The organism is Rhizobium sp. BK491, from assembly GCF_014194925.1.
Lineage (GTDB): Bacteria > Pseudomonadota > Alphaproteobacteria > Rhizobiales > Rhizobiaceae > Rhizobium.
In genome coordinates this window covers 53,953-73,591 of sequence record NZ_JACIAR010000004.1, presented here as the reverse complement: position 1 = coordinate 73,591, position 19,639 = coordinate 53,953, and the positions used below count along the sequence as shown (strand labels likewise).

Genomic DNA, 19,639 nt, shown 5'->3' with positions numbered 1-19,639 from the left:
GAGCCCCCCGGACGGCGCAAACCCGTCCGGGAACCTCCGTCTCGCGAACGCCGTTCGTGTCGTAGATCGCCGCAGGAGCATCGCCATTGAGATCCGAGGTCTCCAATCTCATCCTAAACCGGCTCTTTATCACGATCATCACCTTGCTGATCGTGTCATTCGCCGTCTTCTTCGCAACGAGTATGCTGCCGGGAGACACGGCCTCCATTCTGCTCGGCCAGGCAGCTACGCCAGAAGCGGTTGCCGGCTTGCGCAAGGCAATGCATCTCGACGAGCCGGCGATCCTGCGGTTCCTGGAATGGCTTCTGGGCCTGATCAGGGGTGACCTCGGCACGTCCTATGCAAACAATATGCCCGTTGCGGAGCTGATCGGCCGCCGTCTGGTTGCGACGCTGGAGCTTGCCGCCATCACGACGCTCGTCTCGGTCCCGCTTGCGCTCCTGCTTGGCATTACCTCGGCCATGCTTCGAGGCTCCTATTACGATCGGATTGTCACGATCATTTCCATCGGCGTCATATCGGTGCCCGAATTCATGGTGGCAACTCTTGCGGTGCTGCTGTTCGCCGTCTATCTGCGCTGGCTGCCAGCACTGTCCTCCATCAGCCAGGTGCATACGGTCTTCGACCTTCTGAAGATCTACGCCATGCCCGTTATCACGCTCACCTTCGTCATCTCAGCTCAGATGATCCGCATGACCAGGGCGGCCCTGATCGAGACGCTGAAGACGCCCTATGTGGAAATGGCCCTGCTCAAGGGCGCCTCGCGCGGCCGCATGGTGTTCAGGCACGCATTGCCCAATGCGCTGGGGCCGATCGTCAATGCGATCGCACTGTCGCTCTCCTATCTCGTCGGAGGTGTGATCATCGTCGAGACCATCTTCAACTATCCGGGTATCGCCAAATTGATGGTTGACGCCGTCGCGACCCGCGATCTCCCGCTCATCCAGAGCTGCGCGATGATCTTCTGCGTCGGTTATCTCCTGCTGATCACCATGGCCGATATCGTTGCAATCCTGTCAAATCCGAGGCTGCGATGACCACGAACAGCTTGGCTTCCCGCACCCCTTCCCTTCTCGGCTATAATGTCAGCCTTGTTGGCGTTGTGGCCTTTGCCATAATCCTTGGCTGGACGATCGTCGCATTGTTCGCACCCTACATGCTCCCCTATTCCGTCGGCGATATCGTCGATACGGACTATTTCGGCCCTATAAGCCGGCAATTGTGGCTCGGCTCGGACTATCTCGGCCGTGATATGTTCTCGCGCGTTTTGATGGGCGCTCGCTATACGGTCGGCATTTCATTGGCTGCGGTCGCGCTGTGCTGCTTTTGCGGCGTTACGCTCGGCATGACCGCCGCAGTTGTCGGTGGATGGTTCGACACGATCCTGAGCCGGTTTCTCGATGCTTTGAACTCCATTCCAAGCAAGCTTTTCGGCCTGGTCGTCGTTGCCGCCGTCGGCTCGTCCATTCCGGTGCTGATCATCACGCTTGCCGTCATCTATACGCCCGGCGCCTATCGCTTTGCTCGCGCGCTCGCGGTCAATATCAACACGATGGACTTCATCACGGTTGCCCGCACCCGCGGCGAGCGGGTCGGCTACATTATCGGTTCGGAAATCCTGCCGAACATTATCCGACCGGTTCTGGCGGATTTCGGCCTGCGTTTCGTCTTCGTCGTGCTCCTGTTGTCCGGTCTTTCATTTCTCGGCCTCGGCCTGCAGCCGCCCTATGCCGACTGGGGAGCCCTGGTCCGCGAAAATATCGGCGGGCTGCCCTTTGCCGCCCCGGCCGTACTCGTGCCCTCCTTTGCCATTGCCAGCCTCACCATCAGCGTCAACCTGCTGATCGACAACCTGCCGCGCAGGATCAGAGACAGGAGCGCATGACGATGACAAGCCTCGTTGAAATCAAGAATCTGAAAGTCGAGGCGACGACCGATTCCGGGCGTATCGTCGAGATCATCAAGGGCGTCAGTTTCAATATCGCCAAGGGCGAGATTGTCGCGCTCATCGGCGAAAGCGGCTCGGGCAAGACGACGATCGCGCTGACGCTCATGGGGCATGCGCGCGAGGGCTGTCGCATCTCCGGCGGGGAGATCCAAGTCGATGGGCAGGACATGGCCGCCCTTTCCGAAAGCGAGCGTTCAAAGGTCCGCGGCACCACGGTTGCCTATATTCCGCAAAGTGCAGCGGCCGCCTTCAACCCCGCTACGAAGATCATGGAGCAAGTGATCGAGGTCACTCGCATTCACCGGCTGATGCCGCCTGAACAGGCTCGCCAGCGCGCGATCGAGCTCTTCCGGGCGCTGTCGCTGCCGAACCCCGAAACAATCGGCGAACGATATCCGCATCAGGTCTCGGGAGGTCAGTTGCAGCGGCTGGCGGCGGCCATGGCTCTGATCGGCGAACCCAAGCTTGTCATTTTTGACGAACCGACGACCGCACTTGATGTGACGACGCAGATTGATGTGCTGAAGGCATTCAAATCCGTCATCCGTGCCGGCGACATCGCCGGCGTCTATGTGTCACACGATCTGGCCGTCGTCGCACAGATTGCCGATCGGATTGCCGTGCTCAAGGGTGGCGAAATTCAGGAAATCGCGGAGACGGAAACTATCCTAAGACGGCCGAGCCATCCCTATACGCGCGAGCTGCTGGCGGCGTTCGAGCCGAAGCAAGCCATCCGCGACGGCAAAACAGGTGGGACGACTGCATCCGTGCTGAGGATCGATAATCTGGTGGCGGGCTATGGCGATATCCAGACTAATGGCCTACCCGCGGTCTGTGCGGTTCAATCCGTAAGCCTGGAGGTGGAAAAGGGGAGGAATCTCGGCATTATCGGTGAATCCGGATGCGGAAAGTCGACGCTGGCGCGCGCAATTGCCGGCATATTGCCGGCCGTATCAGGCACTATCGGCTTCAATGGCAGCGACATGAATCGTGCTGCCAAATTGCGCTCGCGCGATCAATTGCGGGAGATGCAGATCGTCTTTCAATATGCCGACACCGCGCTCAATCCGGCAAAATCGATCGCCGATATTCTCGAGCGGCCCCTGGCCTTCTATCACGGGATGGACCGCAGGGCTCGAGCGGCCAGAGTCGACGAATTGCTTGACATGGTGCGATTGCCGCGCGCGCTTCGCTATCGCTATCCGTCGGAATTGTCAGGCGGACAGAAGCAGCGCGTGAATTTCGCGCGTGCGCTTGCGGCAGAGCCACGGCTGATCATTTGCGATGAGATCACATCCGCGCTCGACACGGTGGTTGCGGCGGCGATTATCGACCTGCTTAAGGAACTGCAGCGGGAGCTGCATCTGTCCTACATCTTCATCAGCCACGATCTGTCGGTTGTCGAAGCGATCTGCGATGAGATCGTCGTGATGTATGGCGGCAAGAAAGTCGAACAGATCACGCGCGAGGCCGCAGATGCACCGCGCCACCCCTATTCCCAGCTGCTGTTCGGGTCCGTTCCCAAGCTCGATCCGACTTGGCTCGACAATCTCGTCCAGGACCCGGAACTCAAGCGCGAGTATGGCCACGGCTAGCCGGACACAGTCCGGAAACTGGGCGCTACATGGGAAACAGGCTGGTCAAGGGCATATGCGCCTTGACGATCGGCGACTTGAGCACCACGAAGCTGAAATACTTGTCGATGCCGATATCCAGGTCGGTTAGGCGTTCCATGATCGTCTGATATTCTCCGATCCCAGCCGTCACGAACTTCAGCATATAGTCGTAGCCACCCGAAACGAGGTGGCATTCGATGACCTGATCGACCTTTTCGACTGCCGAAAGGAAACGGGCGAAATCGATCTGCCGATGGTTCTTGAGCGTGACTTCCGTAAAGACTGTCAGCGTCTGGCCAAGTTTACCGATATTGATCTGGGCCGAGTATCCCTCGATATAGCCTTCCTGCTGCAGCTTCTTCACTCGCATCAGACAGGGGCTCGGCGACAGGTTGACCAGTTCCGCCAATTCGACATTGGTGATGCGGCCGTTCTTCTGAAGTTCGTACAGGATCTTGATGTCGATACGGTCGAGCTTCATCGGCAGATCTTTCCCATTTAAGGCGGCATTTTATGCTGCGAATTCTCGAAGATCGAGCATAACACCATGGTCCATCTTGTCTATTTCATTCTGAAGGAATCGAACCGGCACAATCGACCGCTTGGTTCCCCATGAGCAGAATCTTATGCCGCATGGCGCGGTTGTGCGGCAGCTTCATGTCCGATCATTTGGCTATGCTGTCGGCTCGATAGGAGACCCGCATCCATGCCCGCACCGCTTACCCTTGTCGAAAACTCGCCGGAATTGCCGGCCTCTGCCGATGTCGTCGTCATCGGGGCTGGGATTGTCGGCGTTTTTACCGCCTATTATCTGGCAAAGCGGGGCCTCAAAGTCGTTCTCCTCGAAAAAGGTCGCGTCGGCGCCGAGCAGTCCAGCCGCAACTGGGGCTGGTGCAGGCAGCAGAACCGCGATGCCCGCGAGCTGCCGATGGCGACGAAAAGCCTGGAGCTTTGGGACCGATTCGACGCGGAGAGCGGAGAGAACACCGGCTTTCGCCGCTGCGGCCTCTTCTATCTGAGCAATAGTGACGAAGAGCTTGCCGGATGGGCCCGCTGGCGCGACTTTGCCCGCGGCATGGGCGTGACCACGCATATGCTGGATAGCGCTCAGGCCAGCGAACGCGGCAAGGCGACCGGCCGCACCTGGAAGGGTGGGGTCTTTTCCCCAACCGATGGCATTGCCGATCCCGCCAACGCCGCCCCGGCGGTCGCTCGCGCCCTTATGAAATTGGGGGGCTGTCTGCGCCAGAATTGTGCGGCGCGCGGCATAGAAACCGAGGGCGGCAAGCTCTCCGCAGTCGTGACCGAGGAAGGCGCGATCAAGACCAAGGTTGCCGTCCTGTCGGGCGGCGCCTGGGCTTCGTCCTTCTGCCGTCAGCTTGGGGTTCGCTTTCCGCAGGCGTCGATCCGCTCATCGATCCTTTCCGTCAGCCCCGGCGACGGCGAACTCCCGGATGCTCTTCATACCGCGTATGTTTCGGTGACGCGCAGAGGCGATGGCGGCCATACGCTCGCGATCAGCGGGCGGGGCCGCGTCGATCCCACGCCGCAGAACATTCGGTTTGGCGAACAGTTTCTGCCGATGTTCGTTCGCCGCTGGCGCGCGCTTTCGCTGGGCGGCGTCGAGGGCTTTCGCAGCGGCCACGAAAGCCTGGCGCGCTGGCGTCTGGACCAGCCGACGCCGATGGAGCGGATGCGTATCCTCGATCCGGCCGTCGATAGAGGCACGATCCAGCTTACCTATGACCGTGCGCGCGAATTGCTTCCTGCCATCGCAAACCGCCGCATCACCGCAAGCTGGGCCGGCTATATCGATTCCACCCCTGACGGCGTGCCCGGCATAGGCGAGATCGCATCCATACCGGGCTTCGTGCTGGCGGCCGGTTTCAGCGGCCACGGCTTCGGCATCGGACCGGGTGCCGGCCACCTGATCGCCGATATCGTCACCGCTGTCACGCCGATGGTCGACCCGAAACCCTATCACCCAGACCGTTTCCTGCAATCCGCATGGGGCAAGGTAGCCGACTTCTGAAATGGGTCACCCATGCTAGACTTCGCCGGCAACCGAACCAGACAATACGGAATTTCCTGATGCAGGCCCGTCAGCTCGAAGTCTTCTGCATGCTGATGCGATCCGGAACGGTGACCGGCGCTGCCGCCATGCTCAACATCACGCAGCCGGCGCTAAGCCAAATCCTGCTGCATGCCGAAGACCAGCTGGGGTTCAAACTCTTCAACCGCGTGCGCGGCAAGCTGGTCCCGACGAGAGAGGCTGAAGAACTATATCCGGAAGCCGAGCGCATCTTTTCCGAGCTCGGAGCGCTTCGGCGCCGAACGACCGATATGCGCTTCGGGCGGACCGGCTTGATCAGGATCGCGGCCACGACACCGCCGGCCATGTCGATCGTCCCCAAGGCGCTTCTCGCCTTCAGAACGACCTATCCGGATATCGTCGTCCGCTCGCTGATCGCACCGCTGATCAATGTCGTCGATATGATCCGCAATGGTGATGCCCCGCTCGGCATCGTCATGAACAACATCGCGCGGCCCGGCATCGATGTCGAAACGCTCGGATATGCCGAACTCATCTGCATCGTGCCGGAAGGGCACCATCTTGCCGCGCGCGACTGCATCACCTTCGCCGATCTTCAGAACGAGACGCTGATCTCCTACCGCGCCGATACCTTCCCCGGCCAGCTGCTTGCCAACGCCGCAGCTTTAGAAAATCAGTCGTTCAATCCCGCGATCGAAATCGATATTTCCATTACCGCCTTGCCCTTCGTCCGCAATGGCTTCGGTGTCGCGATCGTCGATGGTCTGCTGCCGTGGGAACAGTTTCCCGGCCTTGTGCGCCGGCCGCTGTTGCCACGAAAGACAGTTCCGATCGCGCTGCTGACCAGCCGGGACCGCCCCTTGACGGGTAGCCACCTTATGATGCGCGACTATTTGCGCCAGGCCTGTGCCGGCGTGCTGAAGAATGGCGAAGCCCCGCCGGAGTAAATCGCGTCGGCATAGCCAAACGAACTTGGTCAGGTCTCGTTTATCCAGGATCCGATCGGCAGCGGACGAACAGGCGCCTGCTCACGCAGGCGACCGACCTCGCAAACCGGGATTCCCGCACGCTCCGCAATCACTTCGGCGCCGGCGAGCTGACAAAACCGTCCCTGGCATCGTCCCATACCCACCCGCACCATTGACTTCACCCGGTTTGCCTCACCCCCGGCATGGTCGACGCTTTCACGCAGATCGCCGGCGCTGATGCCCTCGCAGCGGCAGACCATCGTTTCATCGGGAACGGATCGGACCATGTCGGCAGGCCAGGGAAAGGCGCGGGCGATTGCGCGAGCAAAGCGTTCGTAGCGGGCGAGCCGCCGGAGATCCCGTGCCGGATTGGGATAAGGCAATCCCATATCGGCAAGGCAGGCGCTCGCGGCTAGCCGTCCCGCAACCTCCGCGCCATCGGCGCCAAGGATCCTCAGGCCATCGCCGGCAAGATAGACACCATCGGCAGCTCGGCCCATTCGATCCGCCCGTGGGAGCCATTGGGCCCAGCCCGGATCGTAGTCGAACCTGCATTGAGCGAGGCCGGCAAGCTGCGTTTCGGCTCTCAGATGCCAGCCAATGCCGACCATATCGCATTCGGTATGATGGTCGCGCCCGCCGGCATCCCGCCAGCGAACGGCCGTCGGTCCGGTCTCGTCGCTGACGATATCGGTCAGCGTCACGCCTGCGCGATATATCAGGCCGAGTTTCAGTCGCATCGCCAGACCCCGCAGGACCACAGCCGGCCTTGCCATCATGTGCGGAAGTGCAAGGATCTGGTTTCGAAGCGAGGCGGTATCGAGAACGGCCGCAACATTCGCTCCGGCCATCAGAAGCTGGGCCGCAACGAGGGTCAGCAGGGGGCCGGAACCCGCGAGAACGATCCTTCGCCCCAAGGCGACACCCTGCGCCTTCAGGGCGATCTGCGCAGCTCCGAGGCTATAGACGCCGGGCGCCTGCCAGCCAGGTATCGGCACCAGCCGATCGGTCGCACCGGTTGCCAGTATCAGCCTGTTATAGGCGAACTCCCGTCGACCGGCTGATGTCAGCACCTGCAGCATATTGTCCGCGAGCGCCATCGCTGAACTTTGAGGATGGTATTCGACCTCGCCGCGAGCGACCATACGATCGAAGAGGGAATGAAGGGCAAGGGCTTTGCCGGCCTCCGAACCATAGAGCTGCTGGGCTGACCGCATAAACCCCGCCGGTGGCCGGCGATATATCTGGCCGCCCGCCCTCATCCCCTCGTCAATCACGACGGGCCGGATACCGGCGGCCACCAGAAGCTCGGCTGCGCGGATGCCCGCCGGACCAGCGCCGACAATCACCGTTGCCTTCCGATCATTCGTCGTCATAGCCAATCTCCCGGCGCCCGGGTTAACAGGGACATGCCGTTGCCGACGAGGGTCGAACAGGCGCGCAGGCGGATTCCATTCTGCTGCCAGACCCAGCAATCCTGGCAGGCGCCCATCAGGCAGAAGCCGGCCCTCCCCTCCGGCCCGAATTCGGATTGCCGAAGAACCGACGAGAATGTCAGCATGGCCGTCAGTACCGTGTCACCGGCCAAGGCTTCCCGTTCTATGCCGTCAAGCAGGAAGCGGACGGATGGCCGGTCCTGTTCGGCGAGACGGACGATGCGCCCCGTTTCTCCAGTCGGACGCGGCCCCTTGCTCATTCGGCCGCCTCCACCTCTTTGATTTGAAGACAAACCTCCGGCATTTCCGGGAACCGGGCGCGGACATCGGCAAAAGCCGCGGCAACGCCCTCATGTCCCGCACGTCCCTTCATTCGGCGGAAAATCTCCGTCTTGGTGAAGAAGCGCCAATGGATCGGAAGACAGGCGAGAATATCCGTGAGCAGGTTATAGGCCGCGGGTGTCCATTGTGCCTCGTAGCCTTCACGCTCCGCGCCGTAATGGAAGTGGGCCGTTGGAACCGCGCGCGACGCTCTGAGACGAGAGGTTTCGGCTTCGTCCACCTTGCCGTCGCCAATGACCACGCCATAATCGCGCTCGGCCACTTCCAAGGAAACATAGCCGCGCTCCACATCCTGCAGCACGCGCCAGGCCTCGCGCTCAAGCGGATTTCCGCGACCGCCGCCTCCAGCCGAGCGGATCTCGAGCACATCTCCCGGCTGCAAGACGGCGGTATCGATATTGCCGAGCCGGCGATAATCCTCACGGCCGGGGTTCAATGCCATGTCTGAGAGCCCCGCCGCCTTGCCGCCGAGCACACCCCAGGGGCGGAAGAAGCTGCGGTCGCGGTTGCGGGCCGTGATACGGCTTCCGGGCGAGAACACGCGGAACGCCATCTCGGTCGCAAGACCCCCACGCCAACGGCCGGCCCCACCGCTGTCTTTGGCAAGCCCGTATTTGACAAACTCGATCGGCACTTCGGTTTCGGTGATTTCGATTGGCGTATTCTTCAGATAACCTGCATCGGCACCCGAACCGTTGGTCCCGTCACGATGCGGCATCCCCCCGCCGCCACCGACCACCGGGTTGACGGCAGCAATGACGCTGCGGCCCGTGCGTTCGTCCGTGGTCATGACGTTGATGATGCAATTATTGCCGGCCGGCGCGGCAGGCAGCAATCCGGGAACCGCCTGGCTGAAGGCGCCAAAGATCACGGACCGCAAGCGCGCGCAGGTGAGCGAACGCATACCGACAGCCGCCGGCGATACCGGATTGAGAACACTTCCCTGCGGCGCAATGCAGGTGAAAGGACGGGTCAGCCCGGTGTTGAGCAGGATCTTGGGGTTCAGCGTATAGAGAATGTAATAGACGCCGACCAGCAGCATGGTGTGGCGCGGATCGCCGCCCGAGGGAACGTTGAGCGACGAGCCAAGCTGCGGATCGGATCCGGTAAAATCGAGGATCGCCGCATCGCCGCTGATCGTCAGCGTCAGCTTCAGGCGGCATGGATTGGCCTCGACGGAATCCTCATCCGCATAATCGACGAATTCCCACGTGCCATCCGGCATTGTCCGCAGGAGATCGCGCGCCTGCGCTTCAGCGTGATCCAGAAGCACGTCGGCGCCTTCGAGAAATGCCTGCTTGCCGAATTTTTCGACCATCGCCAGGATCTTGCGCTCGCCGGTGTTGAGCGCTCCGACCAGCGCCTTGATGTCGCCGATGTTGAGGTCGGGTTTGCGCACATTCGTGGTCATGATTTTGAGGATGTTTTCATCGAAGATGCCTTCGTTGACCAGCTTCATCGGCGGAAAGCGAATGCCTTCCTGATGAATTTCCGTCAGCGCGCGCGACAGGGAAGCCGGCACGGCGCCGCCCATGTCGGTGTTATGGATATGCCCGCCGGTCCAGGCGATGATCTCGCCGCCATAAAAAACCGGCTTCCAGAGATGCGTGTCCGGTGCGTGCGTCGCCACGAAACAGGAATAGGGATCATTGGTAAAGGCAACGTCGCCCGGCTTGTAATCCCCGACCATTTCGATGGCCCGGGTATAGGTAAGCCCCGGATACCATGTCGCGCCAAGGCTCATCGGGACGCCGAAGGTTTCCCCTTTGCGATTGATCAGCATGACGGTGAAATCCTCCGTCTCCTTGACGAAGGCCGAATGTGCCGTCCGCTGCAGCGTATAGGCCATGTTTTCGGCGGCGGCCCGGGTATGGTTGGCAAACACTTGAAGGTTCGAACGGTCGAACATGGGCCGTTACTCCGAGAAGGTGAGATGAAGGTTCAGGTGGCGGTCGATCGTCACCTGCGTGCCGGCAGGAATGGCAAAAGTCGTATCGTCCTGGGCTACGACGGCGGGGCCGCTGAAGCGGCCGCCCGGATGCAATTGGTCCCGCCGGTATAGCCCGATCCATTCGAATGCCTTGCCGGTATAAACCGGTATTTCGCGTTCCGGCTCGGCCATGCCGGCAATCTCGTCGAGGCCGACGGTCGTTTGCAGCATCGGTCCGGCGCCGATCGCGGACAGACGGAGATTGACGATCTCGATCCCGCCGTCCGGGTCGGCAAAATCATAGAGGCGGGCGTGCATGGCATGGAACGCCTCTTCCATCGCGGCGAGATTGCCTTCCGCTACCCAAGCCGCCTGCAGCGGAACCTCGATTTCAAAGCTTTGACCGACATAGCGCATGTCGGCGGAAATCCGCAATTCGGCAGGTCCTGCATGGCCCTGCTTGATGAGCCAGCTCCGTCCTTCGTCCGACAGCGCCTCCAAGGAACCGCGCAGCAATGGCACGGCTGCCGGCGATAGATGCGTGAAGACCGTCTTGATGAAGTCGCCGCGCAGATCCGCAACCAGCCCGCCGAGAGCCGACACCACCCCCGGACGTGGCGGTCCGATGACCTTGGCCATGCGGAATTCGCGAGCAAGGAACGCGCCCAGCATCGGGCCGCCACCGCCGAACGGCATGAGGGTAAACTCCCGCAGGTCGACCCCGGCCCGCGATGCCAGCTTCTCCACCTCGACGAACATCTCCGAGATAGCGATATCGAGAATAGCCTGAGACACCTCTTCAACCGAGCGACCGATACGCTCGGCAAGCGTCGAGACGGCTGCGCGCGCGAGCCCGACATCGACCTGCAACTGACCGTAGGCCATTTCGCTGTGCCCCAGCCAGCCGCAGACGGCCATGGCATCGGTCACGGTCGCTTGCGTGCCGCCGCGGCCATAACAGGCGGGACCGGGTGTAGAGCCGGCCGATTCAGGCCCCACCCGCAAGACGCCGTGGGCGTCGATGCTGGCAATGGAACCGCCGCCGACGCCTATGGAGCTGACGGAGACCGAGGGAATGTGAAGCGGAAACTCGCCGATCAATTCGCCTGTCCCGAATTGCGGCTCGCCGTCGATGATCAACGCGAAGTCTGCCGAGGTGCCGCCGATGTCAAGGGTGAGGACATGTTTCTCACCGGCGAGACGCGCCAGCCAGGCGGCGCCGATCACGCCCGAGGCCGTACCGGACAGCAGCATCTGGACGCAGGAACGCTTTCCTTCCGCCGCGTTCATGACGCCGCCGTTCGATTTCGTCAGCAGGGCCGGCGCCTTCACTCCGCGCGATGCGAGCTTGTCTTCGAGAGCCGTCAGGTAACCCGAAACCCTCGGATGGACGTAGCCGTTGAGGATCGCGGTCGTCGTGCGCTCGTATTCGCGAATGACCGGCCACACTTCCGAGGAGGTGAAAACGAAGAGATCGGGTGCGAGTTTTTCGATTTCGCTCTTGATGGCGGTTTCCTGAGCATCGTCGCGCCAGGAATGCAGAAAGGATATGATAATGCCCGCCGCGCCCTTGGCTCTTGCGGCAGCCACCGCCGCGGCAACCGCTTTCATGTCCGGCGCCCGCGCTTCGCTGCCATCGGCCCGCAAGCGCGCGGGGATGCCGAAGATCATGTCGCGTGCGATCAGCTGTTCCGGCCGCGAGCAGAAAAGAGAATAGACGTCAGGCATTTTCAGCCGTGCGAGCTCGATGACATCTTCGAACCCGGCATTCGTCAGGAGCGCGAGCGACACGCCGCGTCTCTGAATGACGGTGTTGATACCGACCGTGGTGCCGTGAACGAAGCGACTAATGGCCTCCGGCTGCAACCCCTCGCGCTCGGCAAGCAGGGAAAGCCCGGTCATCAACTCCGCACCCGGATCATCGGGCGTTGTCAGCACCTTCAATGAAGCAATGCGACCGGAGCGGCTTTCCAGCGCGCAGAAATCGATGAAGGTGCCGCCAATATCGACGCCGATCTTCCAATCCTGCTGCGAAGCCTCTACTGCTTGTCTTGCCGCATCCGCCATATCCGTTCCTTTCCTTTGCCTGTTCCGAAACTGGCATGGACGGGTCGGCAAGGTCCAAGAGCGAAAACGCCAAATGTCATAAGCCGGACTTATGCTCTGACGACCGGCAAACCCCATAGGCCGGACTTATGGGCATTGCGTAATCCCGACTTTGACAGCGCCGAGCCGGGTCGGACAGGATGGGGACTGTTTTCAGCCCCTGGAGATCCTCAATGGATGCTATCGTGCTGGGCGGCGGGCTCATGGGAGCTGCCTCCGCCTTTTTTCTCGCCCGGCGCGGCATCCGCGTGACACTTATCGAACGCAATCGGGTCGGGAGCGGCGCTACGATAGCGTCATTCGGCAACGTCAGACGAAGCGGCCGGTATATTCCGCAATTGCCGCTTGCTCACCGCTCGCTTGCCCTGTGGCGAGAGGCTGAGGCCATGCTAGGACGAGACGTGGAATTCCGCGCAACCGGCCATCTACGGCTGGTGTTCAGCCAGGAAGGGCTTGCCGCGATGCGGTCCTTCGTCAAGGAGGCCCGGCCGTGGGGACTGGAGCTGGAGGAACTGACCACGAAAGACGTGCGGTCTCGCTTTCCCGGTCTTGGCCCCGATGCGATCGCGGCATCCTTTTCCCCGAAGGATGGAAGCGGCAATCCGCGTCTTATCGCACCGGCTTTCGCTCATGCCGCCCGAAAATTGGGCGCCGACGTTATCGAAAATGTCGGCATCGGCGCCATCAGAAAAAGTGCCTATGGATTTCAAGTCGAAACGTCGAAGGGCTCGCATGAAGCCTCGATGTTGCTGAACACCACGGGTGCCTGGGGTGCGCGCATCGCAAGCCTGTTCGGGGAGGCGGTTCCTATCATTGCCAAAGGTCCGCAAATGGGCGTGACGGAACCTCTCCCCTATCGCATTCTCCCGGTCCTCGGCGTCTGGGCACATGATCACGGAGGCGGTTATCTGCGGCAGGTGGAACGGGGCAACATCGTCTTCGGTGGCGGCGCCGAGCGCACCGACGTTTCACTCGATACCGGATACGCCAAGGCAGACCCGGCTCGCTTGCCGGGACAGCTTCGTTCGCTGCTGCCGATTTTGCCGGCGCTGAAAAACGTTGCGGTGATACGCACTTGGTCGGGTTGCGAGGGCTATGTCGAGGATGGCCTTCCGGTGATGGGACGGTCATCGACGACACCGGGGCTCTTCCACGCATTCGGCTTTTCCGGCCATGGTTTCCAACTCGGACCCGGCGTTGGCGACGTCATGGCGGAAATCATTGCGACTGGGAAAACGGATATTCCGCTGCAGGATTTCCGCATCGAGCGCTTCGCAAAGCCGAATTGACTTTCAGGCCGATTTGCCTCGCCGGCTTCTGCTAAACTGGTTTCGTCAACAATCGACGACGGAGCCGCATAAGCACTTGGGATCGCTCTCCGAGATCCGCTTTCATCTGGATGCCAGGGCGAGAGGGATCGTGCGCAGCGAATAGCGCCGTAACAAGCGCCGAAGGTGCCTGTCGCCGCTTGACGCCCCCGGTGAGCGATGAACAATTCGCGCTCAAGCACCATGCAATTCCCGCCTACCTCAAGGAACGAACATGACAGTCACTTTGACGAAAAGGGCAGATATCAATCTCCAGTCCGTTCTTCGCGTCGCCTGGCAGGGGGAGAATGTGAAGATCTCCGACGCGGCCATCGCCGAGATTGCCCGTTGCCGTGAAGCATTCCTGCTGCTGATCGACAATGATCCGACGATCATGATCTACGGTGTCACGACGGCGATGGGAGAGCTGGCAAGCACGCGTCTTTCCCGGGAAGAGCGCGACCGCCACGCCCGGATCAAGGCCTTTGCCGCCGCGACATCCTTCGGCGATCCCTATCCCGAACGTGTCGTCAGGGCGATGGTGTTTGCCCGTCTTGCTAATTTCATCGAGGGCAACGCTGCGACCACCCCACGTATCGCGCTGGCGGTCGCCGACATGCTCGATGGCTCTCCGTTGCCGACGGTCGCATCGTCAGGCCAAGGCGGCGCCGGAGAAATTCTTGCGCTCTATCCACTGTTTGCCGAGCTGACGGCTCGCTTCGACCTTGAAGTCAAGGAAAGAGGATCCCTCATCAACGGCTCGCCCTGCGCGGCGGCCCTTCTGGCGGATGCTGTCCTTGCAGCGCGGCGGCGTCTTCATCTTGTGGAACAGGTCTTCGCCCTGTCGATCGAGGCGTTCCGCGCGCCTATGGAGCATTATGACGCAGCGCTAGAGCAGCTCTGGGGCGACGAACATGAAGCAGCCGCCCTTCGCGCATTGCGCACGCTTCTCGCGGGCGCCGGCAGCGATCGCCGCAACTATCAGGCTCCGGTGAGCTATCGCATCGTGCCTCGCGTGCTGGGCCATGCCCATCGCGCCGTCTCCGCCGCCGAGCGCGCGGCAAATCTGTCGCTTGCCTCGGCCTCGGACAACCCAGTCTACATTCCGCCCGACGAGGAGCATCCGCTCGGCCGGTGCATCAGCACGGGTGGCTATCATAACGCGATGGCCGCGCCGGCGCTGGATGATCTTGCCGCCATCTGGGCCGACATCTGCCTCCTGTGTGACCGCCATGGTTCCAAGCTCCTGAACGGTGCGGTGTCGCATCTGCCCGACATGCTGATGGTCGACCGTCATCCGAGCGACAGCGATGGCCACGGCAGCCTCGGCTATGTACCGATGGCGACAACCGGATATCTCGAACAGGCGAAACTCGCCGCACAGCGGACCTTCATACCCGGCACGGAATCGGCAGGATCAGGTCAGGACGATGTCGCCGCTACCGCCTTCCTGGCCTGGGCCAAGGAAGAACGAGCGGGCCGCTGCCTGGACGCCTGCCTGGCGAGCCTTGCCGTGATCGCTTCGCAGGCACTTCACGTTACCGGCCGTCAGGCGCCGGCTGCATTGCATGATTTCGTTTCGGAGGTGCGCGGCGTCGTGCCTCCGGTCAATGACGATCGCGTTCTTGGGCCGGAGTTGTCGCGCCTGGCAACACTGTTCACCTCGAAGGCATTCACACCCTGACTCCCCCTGCGTCTTCGCACAGTCATCACCGGGATCTTGTTCTCATGAACGGTCGCCTGGCTGATCACGAGAGCTTCGATGTCATTGCCAGGGGAAGGCCAGTCCGCAGCCGCCTGCGTGACCCAGGAGTAGACAAAGCACGCTAATGTCGAACATCTGGTGGAACTGCGCTTCGGTGACCGTTTCCCGCGGACCGAACTCATAGACACCCGAGTTGTTCACCAGAATATCGATCCGGCCATACCGGCGACGTAAGCTGCTGATTAAAGGAGCAATCATGCCCTTTCGTGGACGGTGCCGACCTCAACATGCGTTCAGCGTTTGCTCGTGCCCGATTTGGCTGATCATGGACGGCGAAAGGATGCCCCTATGTGACGAGCCGGCAATCTGTCACCTTCGCCAAAAAGCTTTCTGCGAAGCGAACCCTGTTCATAAGCGGTTTTGTAGAGGTCGCGCTCCTGAAGCGCCGGTACCACAATGTCGATAAAGTCCTCAAAGCTCTCCGGCACGACGGTGCGGGTAAGATTAAAACCATCAATCTCGCCTTCATCCATCCATGACGAAAGCTCGTCGGCAACCTCCGTGGCATCGCCGACAACGACCGGGTAACGCCCACCCATGGCGAGCTCCTGCAGCAACTGTCGCTTTGTCCAGCCGCGTTGTTGAGCAATCTGCGTTGCCGATTGGCTCGCATTGGACTTGCCGTAGATGATGGTCTCATCGAGATCGTACCTGGAAAAATCGATGCCCGTGCTGGCCGAAAAATGTGCAAGCCCCGCCTCCGGATTGGCATACCGCAGATATTCTGCGTGCTTGTCTCGTGCCGCCGAGACGGAGCGATCGGTTATGACGGTGATACCGAGGAAGATCTTTATGTCCTCTGGCCTTCTGCCCGCCGCGACCACTGCCTCGCGCAACGAACGGGAGGCCGCGCGAGCGGAGTTCTTGTCAGGGGCTGCGATGAAGACGCATTCAGCATGTCGCGCTGCAAACTGCTTCCCACGGCCGGACGTTCCGGCCTGATAAAGAACCGGCGTGCGCTGGGGCGACGGTTCGGCCAGGTGATAGGCCTGCGAGCGGTAAAACGGCCCTTGATGGTCGATCACGTGTACCTTTGATGGATCGGCATAGATACGCCTTTCCTTGTCGGTCAGGACCGCATCATCCTCCCAGCTTCCCTCCCACAGCTTGTAGAGCAGGTCGAGATAGTCATCGGCGCGATCATAGCGGGTGTCATGCTCGATCTGGTTGTCAAGACCCAGGCCGCGCGCCGCGCTGTCGAGATAGCCTGTCACGATGTTCCAGCCGACGCGGCCATTGGTCAGATGATCCAGGGTCGAGATCCGTCTGGCGAAAATATACGGCGCGTCAGCACTGGCATTGACGGTGATACCAAATCCAAGGTTCCGGGTCACGGCCGCCATCGCGGAGACGAGCAGGAGAGGATCGTTGACCGGCAACTGAATGGATTCACGAAGCGTCAAATCGGCGGAGCCCTGGTAGACGTCGTAGACGCCCAAGATGTCGGCAAGAAAGATACCGTCGAACAGCCCGCGTTCCAGCGTGGCGGCAAGCGAGGTCCAGTAGTCGAGTGTCTTGTAGCGATGCGACTGATCCCTCGGATGCGCCCATAGTCCATGATTGATGTGCCCGACGCTGTTCATGTTGAACGCATTGAGCAATATCTGTTTTTTCCTGGTCGCCATCTTCAGCTATTCCGATTTCAGATCGCGCCGTGGCGCGGTGGCCGTTTGCCATTGAGATAATAGTTGCCGATGGCCTGATATTTCCAGCGCACCGGGTCATGCAGCGTATGGGTGCGGGCATTACGCCAATAGCGATCGAAGTTGTCATCCGAAAGCGTCGATGAGGTGCCAGACAGCTCGAACAGCTTGTTGGCGGCAAGCAGGCTTGCCTTGGTCGTCAATATCTTCGCTTCCGCAACGGCGATCGAGGCGTGGGCAACGCTGTCCTCGGTCATATCAGCACGAGCCGCATCCGTTGCGTCTGCGGCTCGCTTCAGCAAGCCTTCCGCAGCCCGCAGCCGCAGCCAGACATTCCCGACGTTTTGCAGCGTCAAGGGATCTTCCGAGGCACGTTCGACCTTTGAATCCAGCCAGGGCCAGGCCCGTTCGCGGATGAACTGCAACATTTCCCGATAGGCACCCTGCCCTATGCCAAGATCGATGGCCGCATGCATGATTTGAGCGACCGGACCGATCGTCGTCGGGCGTTCGAAGGAAGACTGAAAGGGGACGATCCATTCCGGATCGATCTCCACCTGATCGAATCCGACCGAGCCACTTCCGGTAACCCGCTGCCCGAAGCCGTCCCAATCGTCGACGATCGTCACACCGGGTGCATTTCGTGGGATGAAGGCGAGATAAGCGACGTCCCTAGCGTCCTCCTCGGCAACGACTAGGGTCGGAATCCAGTGCGCATAAATGGCGCCTGTGCAGTAAAATTTTTGCCCGTGAACTATCCACTTTCCCCGCTCGCGAAAAAGCCGGGTACGTCGCTTGAAATCGCGCTGGCCGATTTCCGCCAGCGCATTGCCGAAACGTTCGCCAGCCAGCACACGCTCAAAAAAGAAGCGTTGCTGTTTGGCTGAGGCTCCGACACGCAAGACTTCAAGCGCGTAAAAGTGGTTTTGAGGAATCTGCGACAGCGATCCATCCGCGGCGCCGATAATGGCAATCACCTGAGCTAGCGTGTGCGTCGACACATCAGCTCCGCCGAACTCACGCGGCACGGTAATGCCCCACAAACCAGTTTCGCTGAAACGCTCCAGTTCACGCCATGGCAGGATGCGATCCCTGTCCCGTTCCGCGCTACCGACGGCAAATTCTGCCGCCAGGACGGTTGCCACCGCGATCGCCTGCTCGTCGTCGGAGATGAGATCGGGTCGCCGCAGCGGCGGCGGTGCGGGTTCGACGGGGATGCGAAAGTCGGTATCAGTCACGGTTTTCCTCGCTAGTTCCATTGATGGCGGGCCGGGAATATGCCGTTGAGCTGATAATTACCGAGCAAATGATATTTCCAGCGTACGGGGTCGTGAAGCGTATGCACGCGCGCATTTCGCCAATGCCGATCCAGATTGTGGGCAGCCCGCGTCGCCGCGGATCCCGCGACATCGAAGAGCTTTTCAGCCGCCTTCAGCGCGACTTCCGTCGTCAATATCTTGGCCTCGGCAACCGCAACGGAAGCTCTGGCGCTCTCCGCTTCGCTGACAGGCGCCTTTGCCACCTCGTCGATAACGGCCGCCGCTTCGTAAAGAAGTGCTTGCGCTGCGTGCAAATCCGCGTGGAGATCGCCGATCTCATGCAGGATCGTCGGATCCTCGCAGGCCGACTGCAGGCCGGAATCCATCCAAGGTCTTGCGTGATCGCGGACAAAGGTCACGGCATCGGCAATCGCAGCCGCCGCTATACCGGAATCGATCGCCGCCTGAATGAGCTGCGAGACGGGACCGGAGACACCGGGCCTGTCCCCATAGGACCAGACTGGGAAAACCAAAGCTTCATCTATCGGTACGTCTGTAAATTCCACCGAGCCGCTGGCCGTCGTACGCTGGCCGAAAGAAGACCAGTCGTCGATAACGCGCACGCCCGGCGCGTCATAGGCAGCCCAAACCTGGACCGCACGCCCGTCATCGTCGACGGCGCGCGTCGGAATCCAATGAGCGAAGATGGCGCCAGTGGAATAGAAGCGCCGCCCGGTCAATCTTAATCCATCTGCCCCGCGCGCCAGGCGAGTTGAGCTGTGGTTGACCGCCTTCTGGCCACGCTCAGGCCCTGCATTGCCGATGCGATAACCGGCAAGGATATCGCCGTAGATACGGGCTTTCTGCTGTGGCGACCCCACATCGCGCAGCAGCGCCAGCACGCCGAACTGGTTCTGCGGAATCTGACCGAGTGCAGGGTCGGCTGCGCAAAGGATTTCGAAGACCTTGGCAAGCGTTACGCAGGAGACGTCGGCGCCTCCGTATTCCTTCGGCACGGTGATGCCACCGAGGCCGCTTGCGGTATATTCCTCCACCTCATCCCAAGGAAGGCGACGAACGCGGTCCCGTTCTGCCGCACCCGCCGCGAAACGAACCGCGAGGCCGTGGGCAATCTCCAACGCCTCTGCATCCGAGCGGATCAGATGTGGAGTACGCGGTCGCAACGGGCGCCTGATGGCGCTTTCTTCTTTCGAGCCGGACGCAGCCGGCACGGCATCAGGTTCAGTCATGGAGCTACTCCGGATA

Annotated in this window: 16 protein-coding genes; 7 read left to right on the top strand and 9 right to left on the bottom strand. The window is 61.1% G+C overall.

The window, feature by feature from the left end:
* Positions 1-86: 86 nt before the first annotated feature.
* Genes FHX05_RS18690 through FHX05_RS18680 form a run of 3 tightly spaced genes read left to right on the top strand, consistent with a single transcriptional unit; the run spans position 87 to position 3,543 of the window.
* Entirely contained in the window at positions 87-1,037 is a 951-nt protein-coding gene (locus tag FHX05_RS18690) for an ABC transporter permease (RefSeq protein WP_183873692.1), read from the top strand.
* On the top strand, positions 1,034-1,885 hold the full coding sequence (locus tag FHX05_RS18685) for an ABC transporter permease (protein ID WP_183711235.1): 852 nt from the start codon (positions 1,034-1,036) through the stop codon (positions 1,883-1,885). The genes FHX05_RS18690 and FHX05_RS18685 overlap by 4 nt, the downstream gene beginning before the upstream one ends.
* A gap of 2 nt (positions 1,886-1,887) precedes the next feature.
* Positions 1,888-3,543: an ABC transporter ATP-binding protein gene (locus tag FHX05_RS18680; RefSeq protein WP_183873690.1), complete on the top strand. Its 1,656-nt coding sequence runs from the start codon at positions 1,888-1,890 to the stop codon at positions 3,541-3,543.
* 25 nt (positions 3,544-3,568) lie between these two features.
* Here the strand turns inward: FHX05_RS18680 and FHX05_RS18675 are convergent, their stop codons facing one another.
* Positions 3,569-4,045, bottom strand: coding sequence for an Lrp/AsnC family transcriptional regulator (locus FHX05_RS18675; RefSeq protein ID WP_015343674.1), 477 nt, complete (start codon positions 4,043-4,045; stop codon positions 3,569-3,571).
* A 225-nt stretch (positions 4,046-4,270) separates the two neighbouring features.
* On the opposite strand from FHX05_RS18675, the gene FHX05_RS18670 reads away from it, so the two are divergent.
* Positions 4,271-5,596 (top strand): FAD-binding oxidoreductase, encoded by a 1,326-nt coding sequence (locus FHX05_RS18670; RefSeq protein ID WP_183873688.1) that lies wholly within the window; start codon positions 4,271-4,273, stop codon positions 5,594-5,596.
* Positions 5,597-5,655: 59 nt separating this feature from the next.
* Entirely contained in the window at positions 5,656-6,564 is a 909-nt protein-coding gene (locus FHX05_RS18665) for a LysR family transcriptional regulator (RefSeq protein WP_112608403.1), read from the top strand.
* 29 nt (positions 6,565-6,593) lie between these two features.
* On the opposite strand, the gene FHX05_RS18660 is transcribed toward FHX05_RS18665, so the two are convergent.
* The 4 genes from FHX05_RS18660 to FHX05_RS18645 are packed head-to-tail and all read right to left on the bottom strand — an operon-like array spanning position 6,594 to position 12,360.
* Positions 6,594-7,961, bottom strand: a complete 1,368-nt coding sequence (locus FHX05_RS18660; RefSeq protein WP_183873686.1) for an FAD/NAD(P)-binding oxidoreductase — start codon at positions 7,959-7,961, stop codon at positions 6,594-6,596.
* Positions 7,958-8,281, bottom strand: a complete 324-nt coding sequence (locus tag FHX05_RS18655) for a (2Fe-2S)-binding protein (protein WP_183873684.1) — start codon at positions 8,279-8,281, stop codon at positions 7,958-7,960. Before FHX05_RS18655 ends, FHX05_RS18660 begins: the two co-directional genes overlap by 4 nt.
* Positions 8,278-10,272 carry a hydantoinase B/oxoprolinase family protein gene (locus tag FHX05_RS18650; RefSeq protein ID WP_183873682.1) on the bottom strand — a complete coding sequence of 665 codons (1,995 nt, stop codon included), beginning with the start codon at positions 10,270-10,272 and terminating at the stop codon, positions 8,278-8,280. Before FHX05_RS18650 ends, FHX05_RS18655 begins: the two co-directional genes overlap by 4 nt.
* 6 nt (positions 10,273-10,278) lie before the next feature.
* Positions 10,279-12,360, bottom strand: coding sequence for a hydantoinase/oxoprolinase family protein (locus tag FHX05_RS18645; protein ID WP_183873680.1), 2,082 nt, complete (start codon positions 12,358-12,360; stop codon positions 10,279-10,281).
* A 212-nt stretch (positions 12,361-12,572) separates the two neighbouring features.
* On the opposite strand from FHX05_RS18645, the gene FHX05_RS18640 reads away from it, so the two are divergent.
* Both FHX05_RS18640 and FHX05_RS18635 read left to right on the top strand, forming a co-directional pair.
* Positions 12,573-13,688: an FAD-binding oxidoreductase gene (locus tag FHX05_RS18640; RefSeq protein ID WP_183873678.1), complete on the top strand. Its 1,116-nt coding sequence runs from the start codon at positions 12,573-12,575 to the stop codon at positions 13,686-13,688.
* Between the two features lie 253 nt (positions 13,689-13,941).
* A complete protein-coding gene (locus tag FHX05_RS18635) occupies positions 13,942-15,390 on the top strand; it encodes an aromatic amino acid lyase (RefSeq protein WP_183873676.1) in 1,449 nt (482 codons plus the stop codon).
* A gap of 81 nt (positions 15,391-15,471) precedes the next feature.
* On the opposite strand, the gene FHX05_RS18630 is transcribed toward FHX05_RS18635, so the two are convergent.
* From FHX05_RS18630 to FHX05_RS18615, 4 genes are all read right to left on the bottom strand, one after another.
* Positions 15,472-15,669 carry an SDR family NAD(P)-dependent oxidoreductase gene (locus tag FHX05_RS18630; protein WP_210294934.1) on the bottom strand — a complete coding sequence of 66 codons (198 nt, stop codon included), beginning with the start codon at positions 15,667-15,669 and terminating at the stop codon, positions 15,472-15,474.
* 65 nt (positions 15,670-15,734) lie between these two features.
* On the bottom strand, positions 15,735-17,096 hold the full coding sequence (locus FHX05_RS18625; RefSeq protein ID WP_183873674.1) for an LLM class flavin-dependent oxidoreductase: 1,362 nt from the start codon (positions 17,094-17,096) through the stop codon (positions 15,735-15,737).
* A gap of 17 nt (positions 17,097-17,113) precedes the next feature.
* Positions 17,114-18,352, bottom strand: coding sequence for an SfnB family sulfur acquisition oxidoreductase (locus FHX05_RS18620; RefSeq protein ID WP_183873672.1), 1,239 nt, complete (start codon positions 18,350-18,352; stop codon positions 17,114-17,116).
* Positions 18,353-18,363: 11 nt separating this feature from the next.
* Positions 18,364-19,623 carry an SfnB family sulfur acquisition oxidoreductase gene (locus tag FHX05_RS18615; RefSeq protein ID WP_183873670.1) on the bottom strand — a complete coding sequence of 420 codons (1,260 nt, stop codon included), beginning with the start codon at positions 19,621-19,623 and terminating at the stop codon, positions 18,364-18,366.
* Between the last annotated feature and the right edge of the window lie 16 nt (positions 19,624-19,639).

Bases quoted from the DNA above. Each gene is read 5' to 3' on its own strand.
- FHX05_RS18685 (WP_183711235.1), top strand. From the start codon at position 1,034: ATGACCACGAACAGCTTGGCTTCCCGCACCCCTTCCCTTCTCGGCTAT.
- FHX05_RS18680 (WP_183873690.1), top strand. From the start codon at position 1,888: ATGACAAGCCTCGTTGAAATCAAGAATCTGAAAGTCGAGGCGACGACC.
- FHX05_RS18675 (WP_015343674.1), bottom strand. From the start codon at position 4,045: ATGAAGCTCGACCGTATCGACATCAAGATCCTGTACGAACTTCAGAAG.
- FHX05_RS18670 (WP_183873688.1), top strand. From the start codon at position 4,271: ATGCCCGCACCGCTTACCCTTGTCGAAAACTCGCCGGAATTGCCGGCC.
- FHX05_RS18665 (WP_112608403.1), top strand. From the start codon at position 5,656: ATGCAGGCCCGTCAGCTCGAAGTCTTCTGCATGCTGATGCGATCCGGA.
- FHX05_RS18660 (WP_183873686.1), bottom strand. From the start codon at position 7,961: ATGACGACGAATGATCGGAAGGCAACGGTGATTGTCGGCGCTGGTCCG.
- FHX05_RS18655 (WP_183873684.1), bottom strand. From the start codon at position 8,281: ATGAGCAAGGGGCCGCGTCCGACTGGAGAAACGGGGCGCATCGTCCGT.
- FHX05_RS18650 (WP_183873682.1), bottom strand. From the start codon at position 10,272: ATGTTCGACCGTTCGAACCTTCAAGTGTTTGCCAACCATACCCGGGCC.
- FHX05_RS18645 (WP_183873680.1), bottom strand. From the start codon at position 12,360: ATGGCGGATGCGGCAAGACAAGCAGTAGAGGCTTCGCAGCAGGATTGG.
- FHX05_RS18640 (WP_183873678.1), top strand. From the start codon at position 12,573: ATGGATGCTATCGTGCTGGGCGGCGGGCTCATGGGAGCTGCCTCCGCC.
- FHX05_RS18635 (WP_183873676.1), top strand. From the start codon at position 13,942: ATGACAGTCACTTTGACGAAAAGGGCAGATATCAATCTCCAGTCCGTT.
- FHX05_RS18630 (WP_210294934.1), bottom strand. From the start codon at position 15,669: ATGATTGCTCCTTTAATCAGCAGCTTACGTCGCCGGTATGGCCGGATC.
- FHX05_RS18625 (WP_183873674.1), bottom strand. From the start codon at position 17,096: ATGGCGACCAGGAAAAAACAGATATTGCTCAATGCGTTCAACATGAAC.
- FHX05_RS18615 (WP_183873670.1), bottom strand. From the start codon at position 19,623: ATGACTGAACCTGATGCCGTGCCGGCTGCGTCCGGCTCGAAAGAAGAA.